14 protein-coding genes are annotated in these 15414 nt (G+C 62.6%); 6 read left to right on the top strand and 8 right to left on the bottom strand.

Annotated features, from left to right (window positions below; translation table 11 throughout):
- Window positions 1-95: 95 nt before the first annotated feature.
- The 4 genes from parA to choX form a co-directional block, all read right to left on the bottom strand.
- Window positions 96-725: a ParA family partition ATPase gene (gene parA / locus GSQ92_RS07945; RefSeq protein ID WP_159013344.1), complete on the bottom strand. Its 630-nt coding sequence runs from the start codon at window positions 723-725 to the stop codon at window positions 96-98.
- A 70-nt stretch (window positions 726-795) separates the two neighbouring features.
- Window positions 796-2016 carry a choline ABC transporter ATP-binding protein gene (gene choV, locus GSQ92_RS07940; protein WP_158805938.1) on the bottom strand — a complete coding sequence of 407 codons (1221 nt, stop codon included), beginning with the start codon at window positions 2014-2016 and terminating at the stop codon, window positions 796-798.
- A gap of 2 nt (window positions 2017-2018) precedes the next feature.
- Window positions 2019-2870, bottom strand: a complete 852-nt coding sequence (choW, locus tag GSQ92_RS07935) for a choline ABC transporter permease subunit (RefSeq protein ID WP_159013343.1) — start codon at window positions 2868-2870, stop codon at window positions 2019-2021.
- A 108-nt stretch (window positions 2871-2978) separates the two neighbouring features.
- Window positions 2979-3947, bottom strand: a complete 969-nt coding sequence (choX, locus tag GSQ92_RS07930) for a choline ABC transporter substrate-binding protein (RefSeq protein WP_159013342.1) — start codon at window positions 3945-3947, stop codon at window positions 2979-2981.
- 275 nt (window positions 3948-4222) lie between these two features.
- Here choX and betB point away from each other — a divergent pair, with 275 nt between their 5' ends.
- The 4 genes from betB to GSQ92_RS07910 all read left to right on the top strand — a co-directional run bounded on the left by betB (window position 4223) and on the right by GSQ92_RS07910 (window position 9943).
- Window positions 4223-6301, top strand: coding sequence for a betaine-aldehyde dehydrogenase (betB, locus tag GSQ92_RS07925; protein ID WP_254065932.1), 2079 nt, complete (start codon window positions 4223-4225; stop codon window positions 6299-6301).
- A gap of 360 nt (window positions 6302-6661) precedes the next feature.
- Entirely contained in the window at window positions 6662-8317 is a 1656-nt protein-coding gene (gene betA / locus GSQ92_RS07920) for a choline dehydrogenase (RefSeq protein ID WP_158805941.1), read from the top strand.
- Complete coding sequence (locus GSQ92_RS07915; protein ID WP_158805942.1) at window positions 8314-8721, top strand: DUF2177 family protein; 408 nt, start codon at window positions 8314-8316, stop codon at window positions 8719-8721. Before betA ends, GSQ92_RS07915 begins: the two co-directional genes overlap by 4 nt.
- Before the next feature lie 217 nt (window positions 8722-8938).
- Window positions 8939-9943, top strand: coding sequence for a hypothetical protein (locus tag GSQ92_RS07910; RefSeq protein WP_159013341.1), 1005 nt, complete (start codon window positions 8939-8941; stop codon window positions 9941-9943).
- Window positions 9944-11057: 1114 nt separating this feature from the next.
- Here GSQ92_RS07910 and GSQ92_RS07905 read toward each other — a convergent pair.
- Together GSQ92_RS07905 and GSQ92_RS07900 are read right to left on the bottom strand one after the other, a co-directional pair.
- Window positions 11058-12158 carry an aldose epimerase family protein gene (locus GSQ92_RS07905; protein WP_158805944.1) on the bottom strand — a complete coding sequence of 367 codons (1101 nt, stop codon included), beginning with the start codon at window positions 12156-12158 and terminating at the stop codon, window positions 11058-11060.
- A gap of 73 nt (window positions 12159-12231) precedes the next feature.
- Window positions 12232-12933: a MarC family protein gene (locus GSQ92_RS07900; protein WP_158805945.1), complete on the bottom strand. Its 702-nt coding sequence runs from the start codon at window positions 12931-12933 to the stop codon at window positions 12232-12234.
- Window positions 12934-13129: 196 nt separating this feature from the next.
- Between GSQ92_RS07900 and gfa the strand changes: the two genes are divergently transcribed.
- Window positions 13130-13702: an S-(hydroxymethyl)glutathione synthase gene (gene gfa / locus GSQ92_RS07895; RefSeq protein ID WP_158805946.1), complete on the top strand. Its 573-nt coding sequence runs from the start codon at window positions 13130-13132 to the stop codon at window positions 13700-13702.
- A 45-nt stretch (window positions 13703-13747) separates the two neighbouring features.
- Entirely contained in the window at window positions 13748-14572 is an 825-nt protein-coding gene (locus GSQ92_RS07890; protein ID WP_158805947.1) for a DUF4239 domain-containing protein, read from the top strand.
- Window positions 14573-14585: 13 nt separating this feature from the next.
- On the opposite strand, the gene GSQ92_RS30130 is transcribed toward GSQ92_RS07890, so the two are convergent.
- Together GSQ92_RS30130 and GSQ92_RS31675 are read right to left on the bottom strand one after the other, a co-directional pair.
- Complete coding sequence (locus tag GSQ92_RS30130) at window positions 14586-15074, bottom strand: DNA-binding transcriptional regulator (RefSeq protein ID WP_216850603.1); 489 nt, start codon at window positions 15072-15074, stop codon at window positions 14586-14588.
- Complete coding sequence (locus GSQ92_RS31675) at window positions 15062-15334, bottom strand: BrnT family toxin (RefSeq protein ID WP_158805948.1); 273 nt, start codon at window positions 15332-15334, stop codon at window positions 15062-15064. The genes GSQ92_RS30130 and GSQ92_RS31675 overlap by 13 nt, the downstream gene beginning before the upstream one ends.
- Between the last annotated feature and the right edge of the window lie 80 nt (window positions 15335-15414).

The following is a 15414-nucleotide window of genomic DNA, read 5'->3' as shown; positions in this document are numbered from 1 at the left end:
CCTTAGCGTGCCATGACGGATCTTAGGGGCCTGGTTCAATGCTTGGGCGCCACTTTTCAAAGAGTCGTCGTGACCCAGCTCGGGCCAAGTCAGCCTCATGCCAGCAGCGCTTCCACTTCCGCCAGGAGCGCCACCATCTCGCGCGCCGCCTGGGACTTTGGGCTCGCTTCCGTCACACCCATGCCGACGGCGAAGGCATTGGCAAAACCCGCGCGGTTGCCGAGCGTGGATGTGAGCAAGGCATAGCCTCCGCCGGCGATCTCCTGCTCGACGAGGCTGCGCAGGCGGGAGGAGGCTGGCGTCCGGTTAAGCAGCAGCCGAACCAGCCGCTTCTCCGCCTGCGCGAGTTTCAGCGTTCCCTCGGCAGCCCAGAGATCTGGCGGACTCGGCTGGAGGGGCACGAGCACCAAATCAGCCTCCCGCACGGCGAGCTTCGCATCGGTGTCGATATGCGGTGGGCTATCGACGACAACCACGTCGTGGCTTTGCCGCAACCGGTTGAGCTCCGACCGCAACCGCCATCCCGATAAATCCGAGGCGGTGATCTTGGGGAGCGGCCGGGATTGGCGTTCCCGCAACTCGTGCCAGCGGGCCAGGCTGCGTTGCGGGTCGATATCGAGCACCGCGACGCGGCGCGTGGCGGCGAGCGCGGCAGCAAGATTGACGGCAACCATCGTCTTGCCCGCTCCGCCCTTCTGCTGTGCGATCGTAATCACGAATGACATGCGCACGACTCCATCGAGACGCCCATTATAGGACGAGATGGTGTCTATGCGTCTGCAACGACTCTCGCGGTCAACTTGCTGCCTGCACCGTCTGCCATCCCTCGGAGGCAAGGGCGTGCAGGATCTCATCCTCTCCGCATAACCCGACCACGCGGCCCTCCGCCGTCATGATGACGGGGAGCCCGGAGGTCTGCCGCGCCTGGATGACCGACTTCATCGTCGCCTCGGAACTGATCGCCGTGCACCAGCCTGGCTGCGTGACGTCGTTTTCGGTCGCGGCGAGCAGTACTGGCACAGGCTTGCCATCGACCTTTACCTGGATGTCGCGGCCATTGCCGAGATCCATGAGGATGTCGCGATGCGGATCGAGCACTTTCCAGCCGTCGCGGCTCGGCAGCTGGTCGAGCTGCCGCATGAAGGTCCGGCCGCGCAACACGTTCAGCGGATTCATGTGCTGGACGAATTCCCGGACATATTCGCTGGCCGGGCGCAGCACGATATCCTCCGCCACGCCGGATTGGATGATCCGGCCGCCTTCGAGAATGGCGATCTGGTTGCCCAGCTTCAGCGCCTCGTCGAGGTCGTGGCTCACGAAGATGATGGTTTTCCGGACCTCCTTCTGCAGGGCGAGAAGCTCGTCCTGAAGCTTGGTCCGGATGAGTGGATCGAGCGCGGAAAATGGCTCATCCATCAGCAGAATATCGGCATCGGTCGCGAAGGCGCGGGCGAGGCCGACGCGTTGCTGCATGCCCCCTGAGAGTTCGCGCGCGTATTTGTCGCCCCATTTATCCAGCGCCACGAGCTTCAGCTTCTCATCGACGATGCGGCGGCGCTCGGAATCCGAAACCCCGCGCAGCTCGAGGCCGAGGCCAACATTTTCGCGCACCGTGCGCCAGGGCAGCAGCGCGAATTGCTGGAACACCATGGCGATGCGCCTTGTGCGCATGAAGCGCAGAGTGGCGGCGTCGCAACTCGCCATATCGACCTGGCCTTGGTCACGCGCCACCAGGATGCGGCCGCGCGTCACCTTGTTCAGGCCGTTGACGGCGCGCAGCAGGGTGGATTTGCCCGAACCGGACAGACCCATAAGAACGCAGATCTCGCCCTCGCGAATTTTCAGCGAAGCGCCTTGTACGCCCATGACGACGCCGGTTTTGGCGATGATCTCGTCCCGGCTGTGGCCCTTGTCCATCAGCGCGAGGGCCTCGTTCTTGGCACGAGCGCCGCGCCGGCCGCGGCCTGAGAACAGAATATCGACGTTCGAGAATTCGATGACCGTCTTGTCGTCCATGATCAGCCCTCCCCGCTCTCACGCGGGCGACAGACGCGATCGAGAATGACGGCCAGGACGACGATGCAGAGACCGGATTCGAAGCCGACATCGACCCGGACGGAATTCAGCGCTTCCACCACCGGCACGCCCAAACCACCTGCGCCCACCAGGGCCGCAATGACGACCATCGACAGGCTGAGCATGATGCATTGGGTTAGCCCGGCCATGATCGTCGGCAGCGCGTGCGGCAATTCAACCTTCCAAAGGAGCTGACGCGGAGATGCGCCGAAGGCCTGTCCCGCCTCGATCAATGGCAACGGCACGGAGGCGATGCCGAGCTGCGTGAGCCGGATTGGCGCGGGCAGGGCAAAGATGATGGTGGAGATCAGGCCCGGCACGGCACCAAGGCCGAATAGCACCAGCGTCGGGATGAGATAGACGAAGGTTGGCAAGGTCTGCATGAGGTCGAGGAACGGCCGGACGCCGACGAAAAGCCAAGGCCGATGGGCGCAAGCGATGCCGATCGGCACGCCGATGAGCATGGAAATCACGGTCGCGAAGATGATTAGCGACAGCGTCTCCATCGTCGCCGTCCAATAGCCCTGGTTGAGGATAAAGAGCAGGGCGATCGCGACGAAGAGCGAGAGTTTCCAAGACCGGCGCATCGCATAGGTGATGGCGATGACGATGAGGATGAGCACGATCGCCGGGATCGCTTCCAGCACGTAAGTGACGCCGTTGATGGCGCCAGCGATCCCGTTCGAGATGGCGTCAATGAAGTCCGTGCCGTTAATCGCGTTGACGATGCTCGCAAGCCAGTCGCCGATCGGGATTTTGTGACCGGAAACGAGCTTGGCGATTCCATCGAACATGCGGCACTCCGTTGCTAGTTGAAAATGATCGTAACACGGCGCACCGCTTCGGCGAAGGCGAAGATTCCTTTGGCGCCGGCGACCATCGCCGCCGGCGCGCTTTCTGACTTACGAGGTGGCGAGCGCCTTTTTGACGGCCTCATCGGCCGGCTGGCTGCCGTCCAGCGTCGTCACGCCCTGCAGCCAGGGCGTCATCGCATCCGGATTGGCCTTCAGCCACTTCGTCGCCGCAGGCACGGGATCCATCTTGTCATACATGATCGAACCCATGATCGTGTTCTCCATGTCAAGATTGAACTTCAACTGCGTCAGGAACTTCCCGAGATTCGGGCAATCCTGCAGGTAGTTCGCGGCCACATTCGTATAGACGGTGGCGCCGCCGTAGTTCGGACCGAACACTGCGTCACCGCCCGACAAATACTTCATGTCGTATTTGGTGTTCATCGGGTGCGGCTCCCACCCTAGGAACACAATGCCTTTGTTGTGCTTGGTTTTACGGGAAACCTCGGCGAGCATGCCCTGCTCGCTGGACTGCACCAGCGTGAACTTGCCGACGCCATCGGTGTTGTTCTTGATCATATCGAGGATGAGGCGATTGCCGTCATTGCCCGGCTCGATGCCGTAAATCTTGCCGTCCAGTTCACTGTAGAACTTCGGAATGTCCTGGAAGGACTTCAGCCCCTGGTTGTAGAGATAGGTCGGAACCGCGAGCGTGTATTTGGCGCCCTCGAGGTTCGCCCCGACAACATAGACTGTTTTATTTGCGACATATGGCTTGATGTTATCCGCCATCGTCGGCATCCAATTGCCGAGGAAGACATCGATCTTCTTCTGCTTCATTTCCTCGTAGGTGACGGGAACCGAGAGCATCGTTGTCGTCGGATTATAGCCGAGCGCCTGAAGAATTGCCGTCGCGGTGCCCGTTGTGGCCGTGATGTCGGTCCAGCCGACATTGGAGAACGGTACGTTTTTACAGCTCGCCGGATCACCGGCGGCGCGCGCCGCCTGAACGCCGCCGCCAATCGTGACCGCGGCCAAGCCCATTGCCGCGACAGCCCGGAGAAGTTGTTTGCGCATCGCGCGGTTCCTTTTGACGAACGGAGTCTGGGAGCCCGAGGCGCTCGGCCTGGACAAGAGTTGAACATACTTTCAATAATCGGGCGGGGTCACGCATTTTTCGCCCAAAACGAGGCCAAATCAGCAAAATTAACCCGAAGCCCACCAAATTCTTCGGCTCGCTGGGCGAGATCTGGTGATGAAAGGCGGGGCCGAGGTCCATTTCGACATCGCTTGATTGCACGTTCAAGCAATTCTACAAGAGCCGGCCAACTCATCGACGGACAGGAGCATTCGTGGCCCGCCGAGATTCCGAGGATGTCCGACGCCGGCAATTGATCGATACGACGATCATCGTCATGGCGCAGGTCGGGTTCAATGGAACCACGCTTGGCCTCATCGCGAAACATGCAGGCGTCTCCACGGGGCTCGTCGCTCATTATTTCGGCGACAAGGACGGGCTGCTGGAAGCGACGCTTCGCGCCCTCGCTTCCCGCCTGAGCCTTGCCGCCGCAGCGCGGATGCGCGCGGCCACGTCGCCGCGCGCAAGGCTGCAGGCGGTAGTGGATGCAAATCTGGCGCCAGAGGAGATGGATTCGCAAACCGCGACCGTCTGGCTAGCCTTCTGGGGTCAGGCGATCCATTCGGAGCCGCTCAAGCGCATCCAGCGCGTCTATCAGCTCCGCGTCCTGTCCAATCTCCGCCACGCCCTGCGCAGCCTGGTGCCGGAAAGCGAGGTCGCGCGTCTCGCCATTATCATCGCCGCTATCATCGACGGTCTCTGGCTGCGTACCACGCTGTCCGCGTCCTGGAGCGAGGCGGATGCCGATGCGATACGCCGCATCGCCGCCGGTTTCGTGGAAAGCCAGATCATCGTCCGCACGGAAGGACTTCCCATGGCCGCCAAAGCCGTCCCGCATCCGCGGCACCTGAATTGGATCGGCGGCGCGCCCGTCGCCTCCGCCGCGGGCCGCAGCTTCACGACGATCAATCCCGCGACAGGCGAGGTGCTGGCGGAGATCGAGATCGCCGAAGCGCCCGAGGTCGAGGCGGCCGTATCGGCCGCACGGGCGGCGCAGAAGCTCTGGGGCCGCATGACGGGATCGGAACGCGGCCGGATTCTGCGCCGGGTCGCGGATATCCTGCGGGCAAAGAATGACGAGCTGGCCGAGTTGGAGACGCTCGACACCGGCAAGCCGATCCAGGAGACGCGGGTCGTCGATGTCATTTCGGGCGCCGACTGCATCGACTATTTCGCGGGTCTCGCGGGCGGGCTGGCGGGCGAGCATATCGATCTCGGTCCGGGTGCCATGGGCTATACACGGCGGGAGCCGCTGGGCGTCGTCGCCGGGATCGGCGCCTGGAATTATCCGTTGCAGATCGCCTGCTGGAAGGCCGCGCCGGCGCTGGCGGCGGGCAATGCGATGATCTTCAAGCCCGCCGAACTCACGCCGCTCACCGCGATCAGGCTCGCCGAGATCATGCGGGAAGCGGGGGTGCCGGACGGTGTTTTCAATGTCGTGCAGGGCTTCGGCGACACCGGGCGGCTACTGACGCGCCATCCCGGCATCGCGAAGATCTCGCTGACCGGCGAGGTCGGCACCGGCAAGAAGGTGATGGCGGATGCCGCCGAGACCCTCAAGCAGGTGACGCTGGAATTGGGCGGCAAGTCGCCGATCCTCGTGTTTGAGGATGCCGATATCGAGAATGCGGTGTCGGGCGCGTTGCTCGGCAATTTCTACTCGGCGGGCGAAGTCTGCTCCAACGGCACGCGGGTTTTCGTGCATCGCGCGATCAAGGAGCGGTTTCTGGCGCGCCTCACCGAGCGCACCGCGCGCATGGTGGTGGGCGACCCGATGGACCCCGCAACGCAGGTGGGCGCGCTGATTTCCGAGAAGCATATGGAGAAGGTGCTGTCCTACGTCGCGCGCGGCGTAGCCGAGGGCGCGCGGCTGGTCTGCGGTGGCGAGCGCATGACGCGCGACGGGCTCGATCGTGGCTTCTTCGTCTCGCCCGCCATTTTCGATGGCTGCCGCGACGATCATGCCATCGTGCGGGAGGAGATCTTCGGCCCGGTGATGACCGTGCTCGACTTCGAGCATGAGGACGAGGTCGTGGCGCGCGCGAACGATACCCCCTTCGGCCTCAGCGCCGGGGTGTTCACGCGCGATATCTCGCGCGGCCATCGGGTGATCGCGGAGCTTCAGGCCGGGACCTGCTGGATCAACACCTATAACGTGACGCCGATCGAGCTACCCTTCGGTGGGTACAAGCAGTCGGGCCTGGGGCGGGAGAACAGCCGCGCGGCGCTGGAGCATTACACGCAGCTCAAGAGCGTCTATGTCGCGCTCACCGATATCGACGCACCGTACTAACGGTGCTGCCGTCTCCCGCCGTGAGGTCAGAAGAACCGAATCATATGCAGTGCAGGCAGGGCACTGAATGGCGGTGTCGTAGTCGTTGTCGCGTTGACCGTGGTACATGATTCGTTGCCCAGAACGCGCGCGAAGCGGTCGAGCACGATGGGCAGAACCCCAGCCGCTATTCGCGCGGTTAGGTGCGGTTCGAAACCTCCATTAGGGGACGTGAAGTTATCAAACACGGAAAATCGAACAGTGCCGTGGCCAATTCTCGCATCAGACGTTTAGTCATCTCCTGATTTTCGACCAGGACACCCTAAGCCCGCCGGCACTAACAAAACCTGAGTCAATCATTCCAGCCAACGGAACAAGGATATGGAAAGCTTCGACTACATCATCGTCGGCGCGGGCTCCGCCGGCTGCGTGCTGGCGAACCGGCTGACCGAGGATGGCGAGCACAAGGTGCTGGTGCTGGAATATGGCGGGTCGGATCGCTCGATCTTCATCCAGATGCCGGCGGCGCTTTCCATTCCGATGAACCGGAAACGTTATAACTGGTTCTATGAATCTGAGCCGGAGCCGCATCTGGCGGGCCGGCGCATGCATACGCCGCGCGGCAAGGTGATCGGCGGCTCGTCCTCGATCAACGGCATGGTCTATGTGCGCGGCAATGCCCATGATTTCGAAAGCTGGGAGCGGCAGGGCGCGCGCGGCTGGGGCTATCGCCATGTGCTGCCCTATTTCCGCCGCGCCGAAACGCGGGAGGAGGGTGGAGACGCATATCGCGGCGCGGATGGTCCGCTCTACACCTCCTATGGCAAGCTGAAGAACCCGCTGTATCGCGCCTGGATCGAGGCGGCGAAGCAGGCCGGCTATCCGGAGACCGAGGATATCAACGGCTTTCAGCAGGAAGGCTTCGGCCGCATGGACATGACGGTCCGGCGCGGCCAGCGCTGGAGCGCCGCGAATGCCTACCTGAAGCCGATCCGTAGCCGGACCAATCTTGAAATCCGCAGCCATTGCCTCGTTACTTCGCTGATCCTGGAAGGCCGGACGGTGGTGGGCGTGCGCTACCGGCGGGGCAATGTCTCGCATGAGGTCAGGGCGTCGCGCGAAGTTATCCTCGCCGGCGGTCCGATCAATTCGCCGCAGTTGTTGAAACTCTCTGGTATCGGGCCTGCGGCGGAACTCGCGGAACACGGCATTACCACGGTCGCGGACCGTCCCGGTGTTGGTGAAAACCTCCAGGACCATCTGGAGTTTTACTTCCAGGTCGCGGTGACACAGCCGATCACGCTGTTTTCCGCGCAGGCGCTGCTGCCGAAAGCGGCGATCGGCTTGCGGTGGCTGCTGCGGCGGGATGGGCTCGGCGCCACCAATCATTTCGAGAGCTGCGGCTTCATCCGCAGCCGTGTGGGGATCGATTATCCGGACATCCAGTATCATTTTCTGCCGCTCGCGGTGTCCTATGACGGCAATAGCCTTGCCACCGAGCATGGCATGCAGGCGCATGTCGGCCCGATGCGTTCCAAAAGCCGTGGCTGGGTGCGGCTGCGATCAGCCGATCCCGCCGACAAGCCGCGCATCTTCTTCAACTACCTCAGCCATCCGGACGACCGGGAGGAGATGCGCGCCTGTGTCCGCCTGACGCGGGAGATTTTCGCCCAGCCCGCATTCGCTCCTTATCGCGGGCGTGAGATCCAGCCGGGTGCAGATGTGACGAGCGACGAGGCGATCGATGCCTTCGTCGCCGCGAAGGTGGAAAGCGCCTACCACCCGTCCTGCACTTGCAGGATGGGCGATGCCGCCGACCCCATGGCGGTGGTCGATCCGGAAACGCGCGTGATCGGCGTCGAGCGGCTGCGGGTGGTCGATTCCTCGATCATGCCGAGTGTGACCAATGGCAATCTCAACGCGCCGACCATCATGATCGGCGAGAAGGGGGCTGATCATATCCTCGGGCGGCCGTTGCTCGCGCCCTCCAACGCGCCCTTCTACACCGCCGCGAATTGGGAGCAGGCGCAGCGATGAGGTCCGCGTTTGCCTATGGCGCCGCGCTGATTGTCTTCGTGGCGCTCGACTTTGTTTGGTTGACGCTCACGGGCGGCTTCTATCGGGAGGTTCTGGGTGACTTGCTGGCGCCCAGTGTGCGCATCGCTCCGGCGGTTTTGTTCTATCTGGTCGATACCCTCGGGCTCCTGCTCTTCGTCATGCGGCCCGGCTTGGGCGGATCGGCTGCCAGCGTGCTTGGCCGGGGTGCTCTGTTCGGGGCCTTCACCTACGCGACTTATGATCTGACGAATTACGCGATCCTGCGCCGCTGGACACTGGGGATCACGCTCGCCGACATCCTCTGGGGCATGGTGATCAGTGCTCTGGTGTCACTCGCCGGCTGGGCGGTGCTCAGAAGAGGAAATCGCGCGAGCCCGGAATAGCCTCTCGAAAGGCGGCGGCTTCGCTCCGGCGAATGCATTCCGGAAGCGGATCGTTAACATCTTTCTGGTCTTATATCGTCACGAATAGCCGACGGATTGATAAGGACTCATTCAGGTCTCTCTCATTTCCGGATGGTGACAGGTGGGAGAACAATCCGTTCTCGACCGAGTCTCGTGACAATATCGCCGCCGCAGTGGCGCCGTAATGAGGTTCAACATGTCGAGCGTCGCGCCCTTTTCCTCGGTCTCTTCTGCGGATGGTCTATTCGGGTCTGAAGGCGTTGGCTCGACGACGCAGCCTGATTTCGCCGCGCTCTTCAATTCCTATCTCGATGACGACGACGAGACCGGCGGCGAGTCGCAGTCGTCGGCCGCTGGCCCCCTCGCGAGCGCGCAGGACAATGACATACTGCAGCAGATTACCGCCGGGGATTCCACACTGGGCGCGAAGTTCGAGAAGGATATGAAGAGCGGCGACAAGAAAGCGATCCTGAATGACATCCAGAATGCGTTGCATGAGGGTCTGATCTCGAAAGACGCCGCCTCCCAGTTCATGCAGCAGCCCGACATGGAGAAGTTGTTCAAGGGCACGCATATGGCGACGCACAAGGGTTACGAAGACGTCATCAACGAAGACGATACGAGAGGTTTCGACGGCGGCAAGGGCGGCTCCGATCTGCTAAAGGCCGGCGATAAATACGATGCCGAGCAGGTCGGAATGATTTTCGCTAAAATCTTCCTTGGCGTTGTCGCGGCGGCGGCGCTCGTCATTCCCGGCGTGGGTGAGGCGGTCGCTGGCGCAATGGGCGGCGTCGCCGCCGGTGTCGCGGTCGGTATAGGGGAGGGCGCGTCGGCGGCGGTCGATGTTGCGACCGGAGTAAGCTCGACGGTCGCCGGCGTCGTTGGCTCGGTCAGCGATGCCGCCGGTTCGGTCGCCGACGGCGTGGGTTCGGTCGTCGATGGCGTCTCGGACGCAATCAGCCCCGCCACCGATGCCGTCAATCAGGCCGTCAATCGGGCCGTCACGCCGGCGGCGGATCTCTTCGATACCACCAACGAGGACCTCTTACAGAGCGCTCAGGATGCGACAAACAAGGCCAATGATGCGGCCAATTTCGCGCAGCAGCAGGAGCGGAACGTCAGCCAGCAGCAAGACTACGATCAGCAGCAGGCCGCTCTGCAACTCCAGGCGTTGCAGGCGCAGGCAGCCGTAGGCGCCTGACGAGCAGGCGCCTTGCTTTCTGCGTTACGACGGTCGTTTTCTTCTCGGTGCGGCGCCATTCGTCGTGCGGATAGACGACGAAAGTCTCGACAAGGACGTGCTTGGCGCACTCATTGAGACGGCATAGCCAGAGGAGCCGAGAGACGATCCAGGCTCGGGCGAAATCCTCTCGAACAGGGTGGCAAGGCGGCCTTTCGGTGCGGTATCGAGCCGTTCCGATAAGCGTATCTTAAACGCGCAATGCCTAAGGTCGGTGCGGTCAATCGGCGCCAGAGCGAATTCGCTTCGCGTGCGTTCGGGGAAAAGGAGGTCGGATCATGACGATAGCGCACGCTTCTAGACGGTCTGCTACCCAGTTTACGCGGACTCATGCCCTGGAAAACAAAGGCGAGGAGCAAGAGTCACAGCACGCGTTCACGACGCATGCTCCTATCGCGACTTTGCACCATCAGCCGGACAGAGAGCCGCCAAGACAGGCGAATCCGAGGCGTTTTGTCTCTTCCAAAAATAGTCCGCGCGGGCTTCTCACAAGGTCCTCGCGTCGCTTTTCGTCGGCGTTCTTGGGTGATCGTGCCGCTGACCTGGATGGTGACGACATTGAAGGGAGCAACGATGCTGATGCCAGGCAGACAGGCTCCAACAGCCTCAGGCCTGCTACCGGACGGCCCAGGGCGCGCACCTATGGCGATAAATACATCTTCATGGATCGGAAACGCCAGTCGCATAGGCCGGTTACGCTTAGAGCGGCTAAAGGAAAAATTCAGCCGCTGACGCCAGCTGAACGGAGGGCCACGCTCAGCGCGTATCGCGCTGCAGCGACATACGGTGGGAAGGCGCAGTCCTACAGAAAGAGAAGTCTCAGGGCACCTTGGCGGGCGCAGCCGAAGCCGCCATCCCAGAGCCGGGTGCGCTTACTAAACGAGCAGACTCTGCGAAACGCGATGATTCGACGCGGAAGTCGTAGCGATGTGCCCCGTAAAGCCGTCGCCAACATTCCCATAGGCGCCATGTTTGCCAGTGCGGCCCGCAGATAGCGACCGTCAATCGCCAAACGACAAGATCAAGTCTCGGTAGTGACACCACCGCGGACTGGAACTCGCCGTCCCGAACGCCCTTAGCTCTCGCCATCCGTCTTGAAGCGAAAGATCGTGCTCGACCGGAAGACGTGGCCAGGCTCCAGAACCGTCGAGGGGAAGCCCGGCTTGTTTGGTGAGTCCGGGAAATGCTGCGTCTCGAAACAAAAGGCGTCGGACTGGCGATAGGCGCGCCCCGCCGTGCCCGCCGAGCCGCCCCCTAGGTAGTTGGCGGTGTAGAACTGCACACCCGGCTCAGTTGTATCCACTTCCATGATGCGGCCGCTCACCGGATGATAAGCTCGGGCGGCGAGCGTCATCGCATGCGGCGCGGGTTTGTTCAGGACCCAATTGTGGTCGTAGCCATGGCCTAGCAGGATCTGCGGATGGGCGATCCGAATCCCGGCCGCGATCGGCTTGGGGTGGCGCAGGTCGAAGGGCGTGCCGTCGACCGGGGCGATCTCGCCTGTCGGGATGCCGGTCGGATCCGTGGGTGTGAAGGCATCGGCATTGATCTCGACGAGGTGCTCAAGCACCGAGCCGCTGTCATTGCCCCCGAGGTTGAAATAGGCGTGGTTGGTCAGGTTGATGACCGTGGCGGCCGTGGTCTCGGCCCGGTAGTCGATGCGGAATTCGCGTTGATCGTTCAGGCTATAGACGACCTCGACCGTGAGCGTGCCGGGGAAACCCTCATCACCGTCAGGGCTGGTGTGGGACAGGATAGCGGAGAGCGCGTGGCCGCTTTGGGCTGCGGTCACCGTCCAGATGGCACGGTCGAAGCCGCTTACGCCGCCATGCAGCGTGTTGCCCTTCTCGTTCGCCGCGAGGCGATACGTCTTGCCGTGCAGCGAGAATGCCGCCCCACCGATCCGATTGGCGTAGCGCCCGATGAGCGCGCCGAAATGGCCGGGATTCTCCTCGTATCCGGCCATATCGGCCTGATCGAGGGTCACGTTGGCGAGCCTGCCGTGGCGGTCGGGTACGAGGATCGCGGTCAAGATGCCGCCGAGATCGAGGAAGCGTACCTCGACCCCGTTCTCGGTGCGCATGCGATGCTCGGTCACCGCGCTGCCGTCAGCTAGGTGGCCGAAAGGGCGATGCGACAGGCCGATCGAGTCCCGATCCTTGGTGCTGGTCGTCATGATGCCCTCCGCCTGATGGCCGGACCCTAGACGACCCTCGGGGCGAGGGGAAATGCCGGGATCGGGCCTCGGCTTAACCCGCGGCCTTGAGCATCGGCAAAAGAAGATCCTGTACACCGGCGGCGACGATCTGCACGCCGATGGCGAGAAGAATGAGCGCGACCAGCCGCGTGACGATGCGCGAGCCGGTGTCGCCGAGGCTGCGGACCACGAAATCCGCATAGCTGTAGATAATCCAAACGATGAGGGCGATGGCGATCGAGGCGATGGAGACGCCGAGGTAGAAGGGGATTGTGCGATCGCCCGGATGCGCGGCCCCCAAGGCGATGGCGACCGAGATCGAGCCGGGTCCCACAGTGAAGGGCAGAGTGAGCGGGAAGAAGGCGACATCGGCGAGATCGGCGGTGGCGACGGTTCGTCCGTCCTGATGAGCCTGGTCGCGCTTCTCGGCCTCCCGCACCTCGGGCGACTGCAGCATGCTCCACCCCCGCGCCGCGACCACGAGACCACCGGCGATCCGCAGCGCGCCCAGGGTGATGCCGAAGAAACTCAGGAGATAGGAGCCGGCCCAGAGCGAGATGAGCAGCAGCACCATCGAATAGAAGCCAACCTTGCCGGCCAGTTTGCTCCGCTCGGCATGGCTGCGGCCTGCCGTAACCTGGGCGAAGATCAGCGCGCCGCCGATCGGATTGACGATCGAGAATAGCGCCGGGAAGGCGAGGAGAAACGCCTTCGGCACCGTGGAGACATCGCCGATCGTGAATAGAGAGGTCATCGGCGCGCTCCCAACGTGGCGCCAGGATGCCGCAGCCTCGAAGCTGGTCAAGCCCGGCGGTGCAGTCGGTTCGCGGCTGTCCGCCACTTGGCCATTGCTGGCGGAGGGGCCTAGACTTTGCGACCGCCTCGGCCATTTCGCTGCCGAAGGCGAGTAAAAAGACGTTGGTAGAACGCAAAAACAGGAGAACGCTCCGATGAGTGCTACCCTAATTCATCCTACTGTGGATAAAGGCGTCGTGCCGGGGAAAGCGGGCTTCGCCGGCGGCACGCTGGTGTGTCACTGCAAGAGCGATCAGGTAAAGGTCGAGGTCGCTTCGGATGTCGCGCATAATCATGTGTGCGGCTGCACTCAATGCTGGAAGCCTGAGGGCGCGGACTTCGCGGTCATCGCGGTGGTGCCGCGCGATAAAGTGCGGGTTGTGGCGCATGAGGAGAAGCTGGCGGTGACCAACCCTGCCGCCACGATCCAGCGCCATGCCTGCAAAGCCTGCGGCGTTCATATGTTTGGCCGCATCGAGAAGAAGGACCACCCTTTCTACGGCCTCGATTTCGTGCATACGGAGTTGGCGAGCGAAACCGGCTGGTCGCCGCCGGGCTTCGCGGCCTTCGTGTCCTCGGCGATCGAGGGGGGCGTTTCACCCGGCCAGATGGCCGCGGTCCGCGCCCGTCTCAAGGAATTGGGACTTGAGCCTTATGACTGTCTCTCGCCGGCGCTGATGGATGCGATCGCCACCCATGTCGCCAAGGCGAGCGGTAAGCTGCATTGATACAAGGCGGAGCGAAAGAAGGATGACCCGGCCATTCTCCAAGCATTGACCGGCCTGCTTTGCAGCCTGCCAACCACCCTCGCGACGGTCGTGGCGATGGTGGTGGCAGGTTTACTTTCCGCAGGCTGCCTGCTGGCGGTCCACCGCCTGATCCCGCACAACCTCCGCAGCCTGCACAACGACATCGCGGGATTCGTGCTCGCCATCGTTGGCGTGATCTATGCCGTGCTGCTGGCTTTCATCGCTATCGCGGTGTGGGAGAACTACACCGCCGCCGACAACCTGGTGCAGACCGAGGCCAATCTGGTGGGGGATCTATACCGCGCCACGATCAGTCTGCCCGACGATGTCGCGCAGGGGTTGAGGCGCGATCTCTTCGCTTACACCGAAGCTGTCGTGAAGACCGAGTGGCCCGAGCTCGCCGGCGGTAAGGTCATGCAGCATGGCGGATGGCTGGCGCTCGACAACGTGCACCTCAAGCTCGCCGCGCTGCATCAGGAGGACCCGGGCACGCTGGCGGCTCAAACCTCGATGCTGCACATGCTGAACCAGCTTTACGATGTCCGGCGCGGCCGCTTCCACGCCGCGGCGGCAAGCCTGCCGGAGATCTTGTGGTGGAATTTGCTGGCGGGCGGTGGGATCCTGATTGTCTTCAGTTGTCTGTTCGGGGTGCCGCGACTTGCCATGCACGCGGTCATGGTCGGGTTGCTGGGTGCATCGATCGGGCTGGTGCTGATGCTGATCGTGCTGCTGGACAACCCCTTCAGGGGCCGCAGCCACGTCTCCGCCGAACCCTTCGACTCGTTGTCGAAAGCAGTGGAGACGATGGAGTATCCGGGCTTCATGGCGCCAGCGATGCGCGTGCGTTAGGCTGGCGAAACGATCAGGCGCGTCGCCGGTCACCCGGCTTAGCGAGTCGGACCGAGGTTACGCCGGTCTGTCCCCTAGACTCATGCAGCGCACCGCAGGCTTGGCATTCGATGATTTCACCGCCGGCCGCCGATGGTTCCCGTGCTGCATCTTCTCTCAGGCAGACCGGGCACCCGCGCAACGAACGCATCGCCGTATGCGGAATACGCCAGAAAACGCGAAGCAATGCCCGCACGGCAGGATCAATCTCAACCCGCTCCTGCTCCCAGTTGCGCCAGGTCGCCACTGGCAACTGCAGCTGTTCCGCCAGTTCGACCTGACTTAATCCAAGCTTCCGCCGCACCGAGGCAGGAGAAGGATACCAGTCGTCATGAACGACGTCTGGGTCCTCGCCATCCTCGATCATATGGCCCCGAATGTCTGCCTGCGTTGTGGCGGTCGTCTTAGGCCTGTTTATCCGGCCAGCGCCCAGCTCTGAGGCTGTCAGCCTCACTTCAGCCATCTGTCCAGCTCCTTCTGATGGGCACGTCTCGCGGAGATGATGTGCTTAGCGCTGCCGCGTTGCGTGTAAATAATGGCGTAAAGCTGCCCACCGACGCGGCCAATCTGTCTTCGTACCTCGCCGTAATCGAACCGATCACCAACCCGCTCCAAATAAGAACTGGAGAAGAGGCGGGCGACGTATTCAAAGTCTAATCCGCGCGCCGCGTAGCATCGGTCACTCTTGGCATGATCCCAAGTAAATGAGGCATCCTCGCTCACGCACTAGGGTCAGGACTCATTCTTTGAGATAGAAGGTGACACTGGCTGCGATGCAGATGGCGGAGAAGAAGGTGTGTGCG

Source organism: Acidisoma sp. S159 (genome assembly GCF_009766125.1).
In the GTDB taxonomy this organism is placed as follows: Bacteria; Pseudomonadota; Alphaproteobacteria; order Acetobacterales; family Acetobacteraceae; genus Acidisoma.
This window is presented reverse-complemented; position numbering and strand designations above follow the sequence as displayed.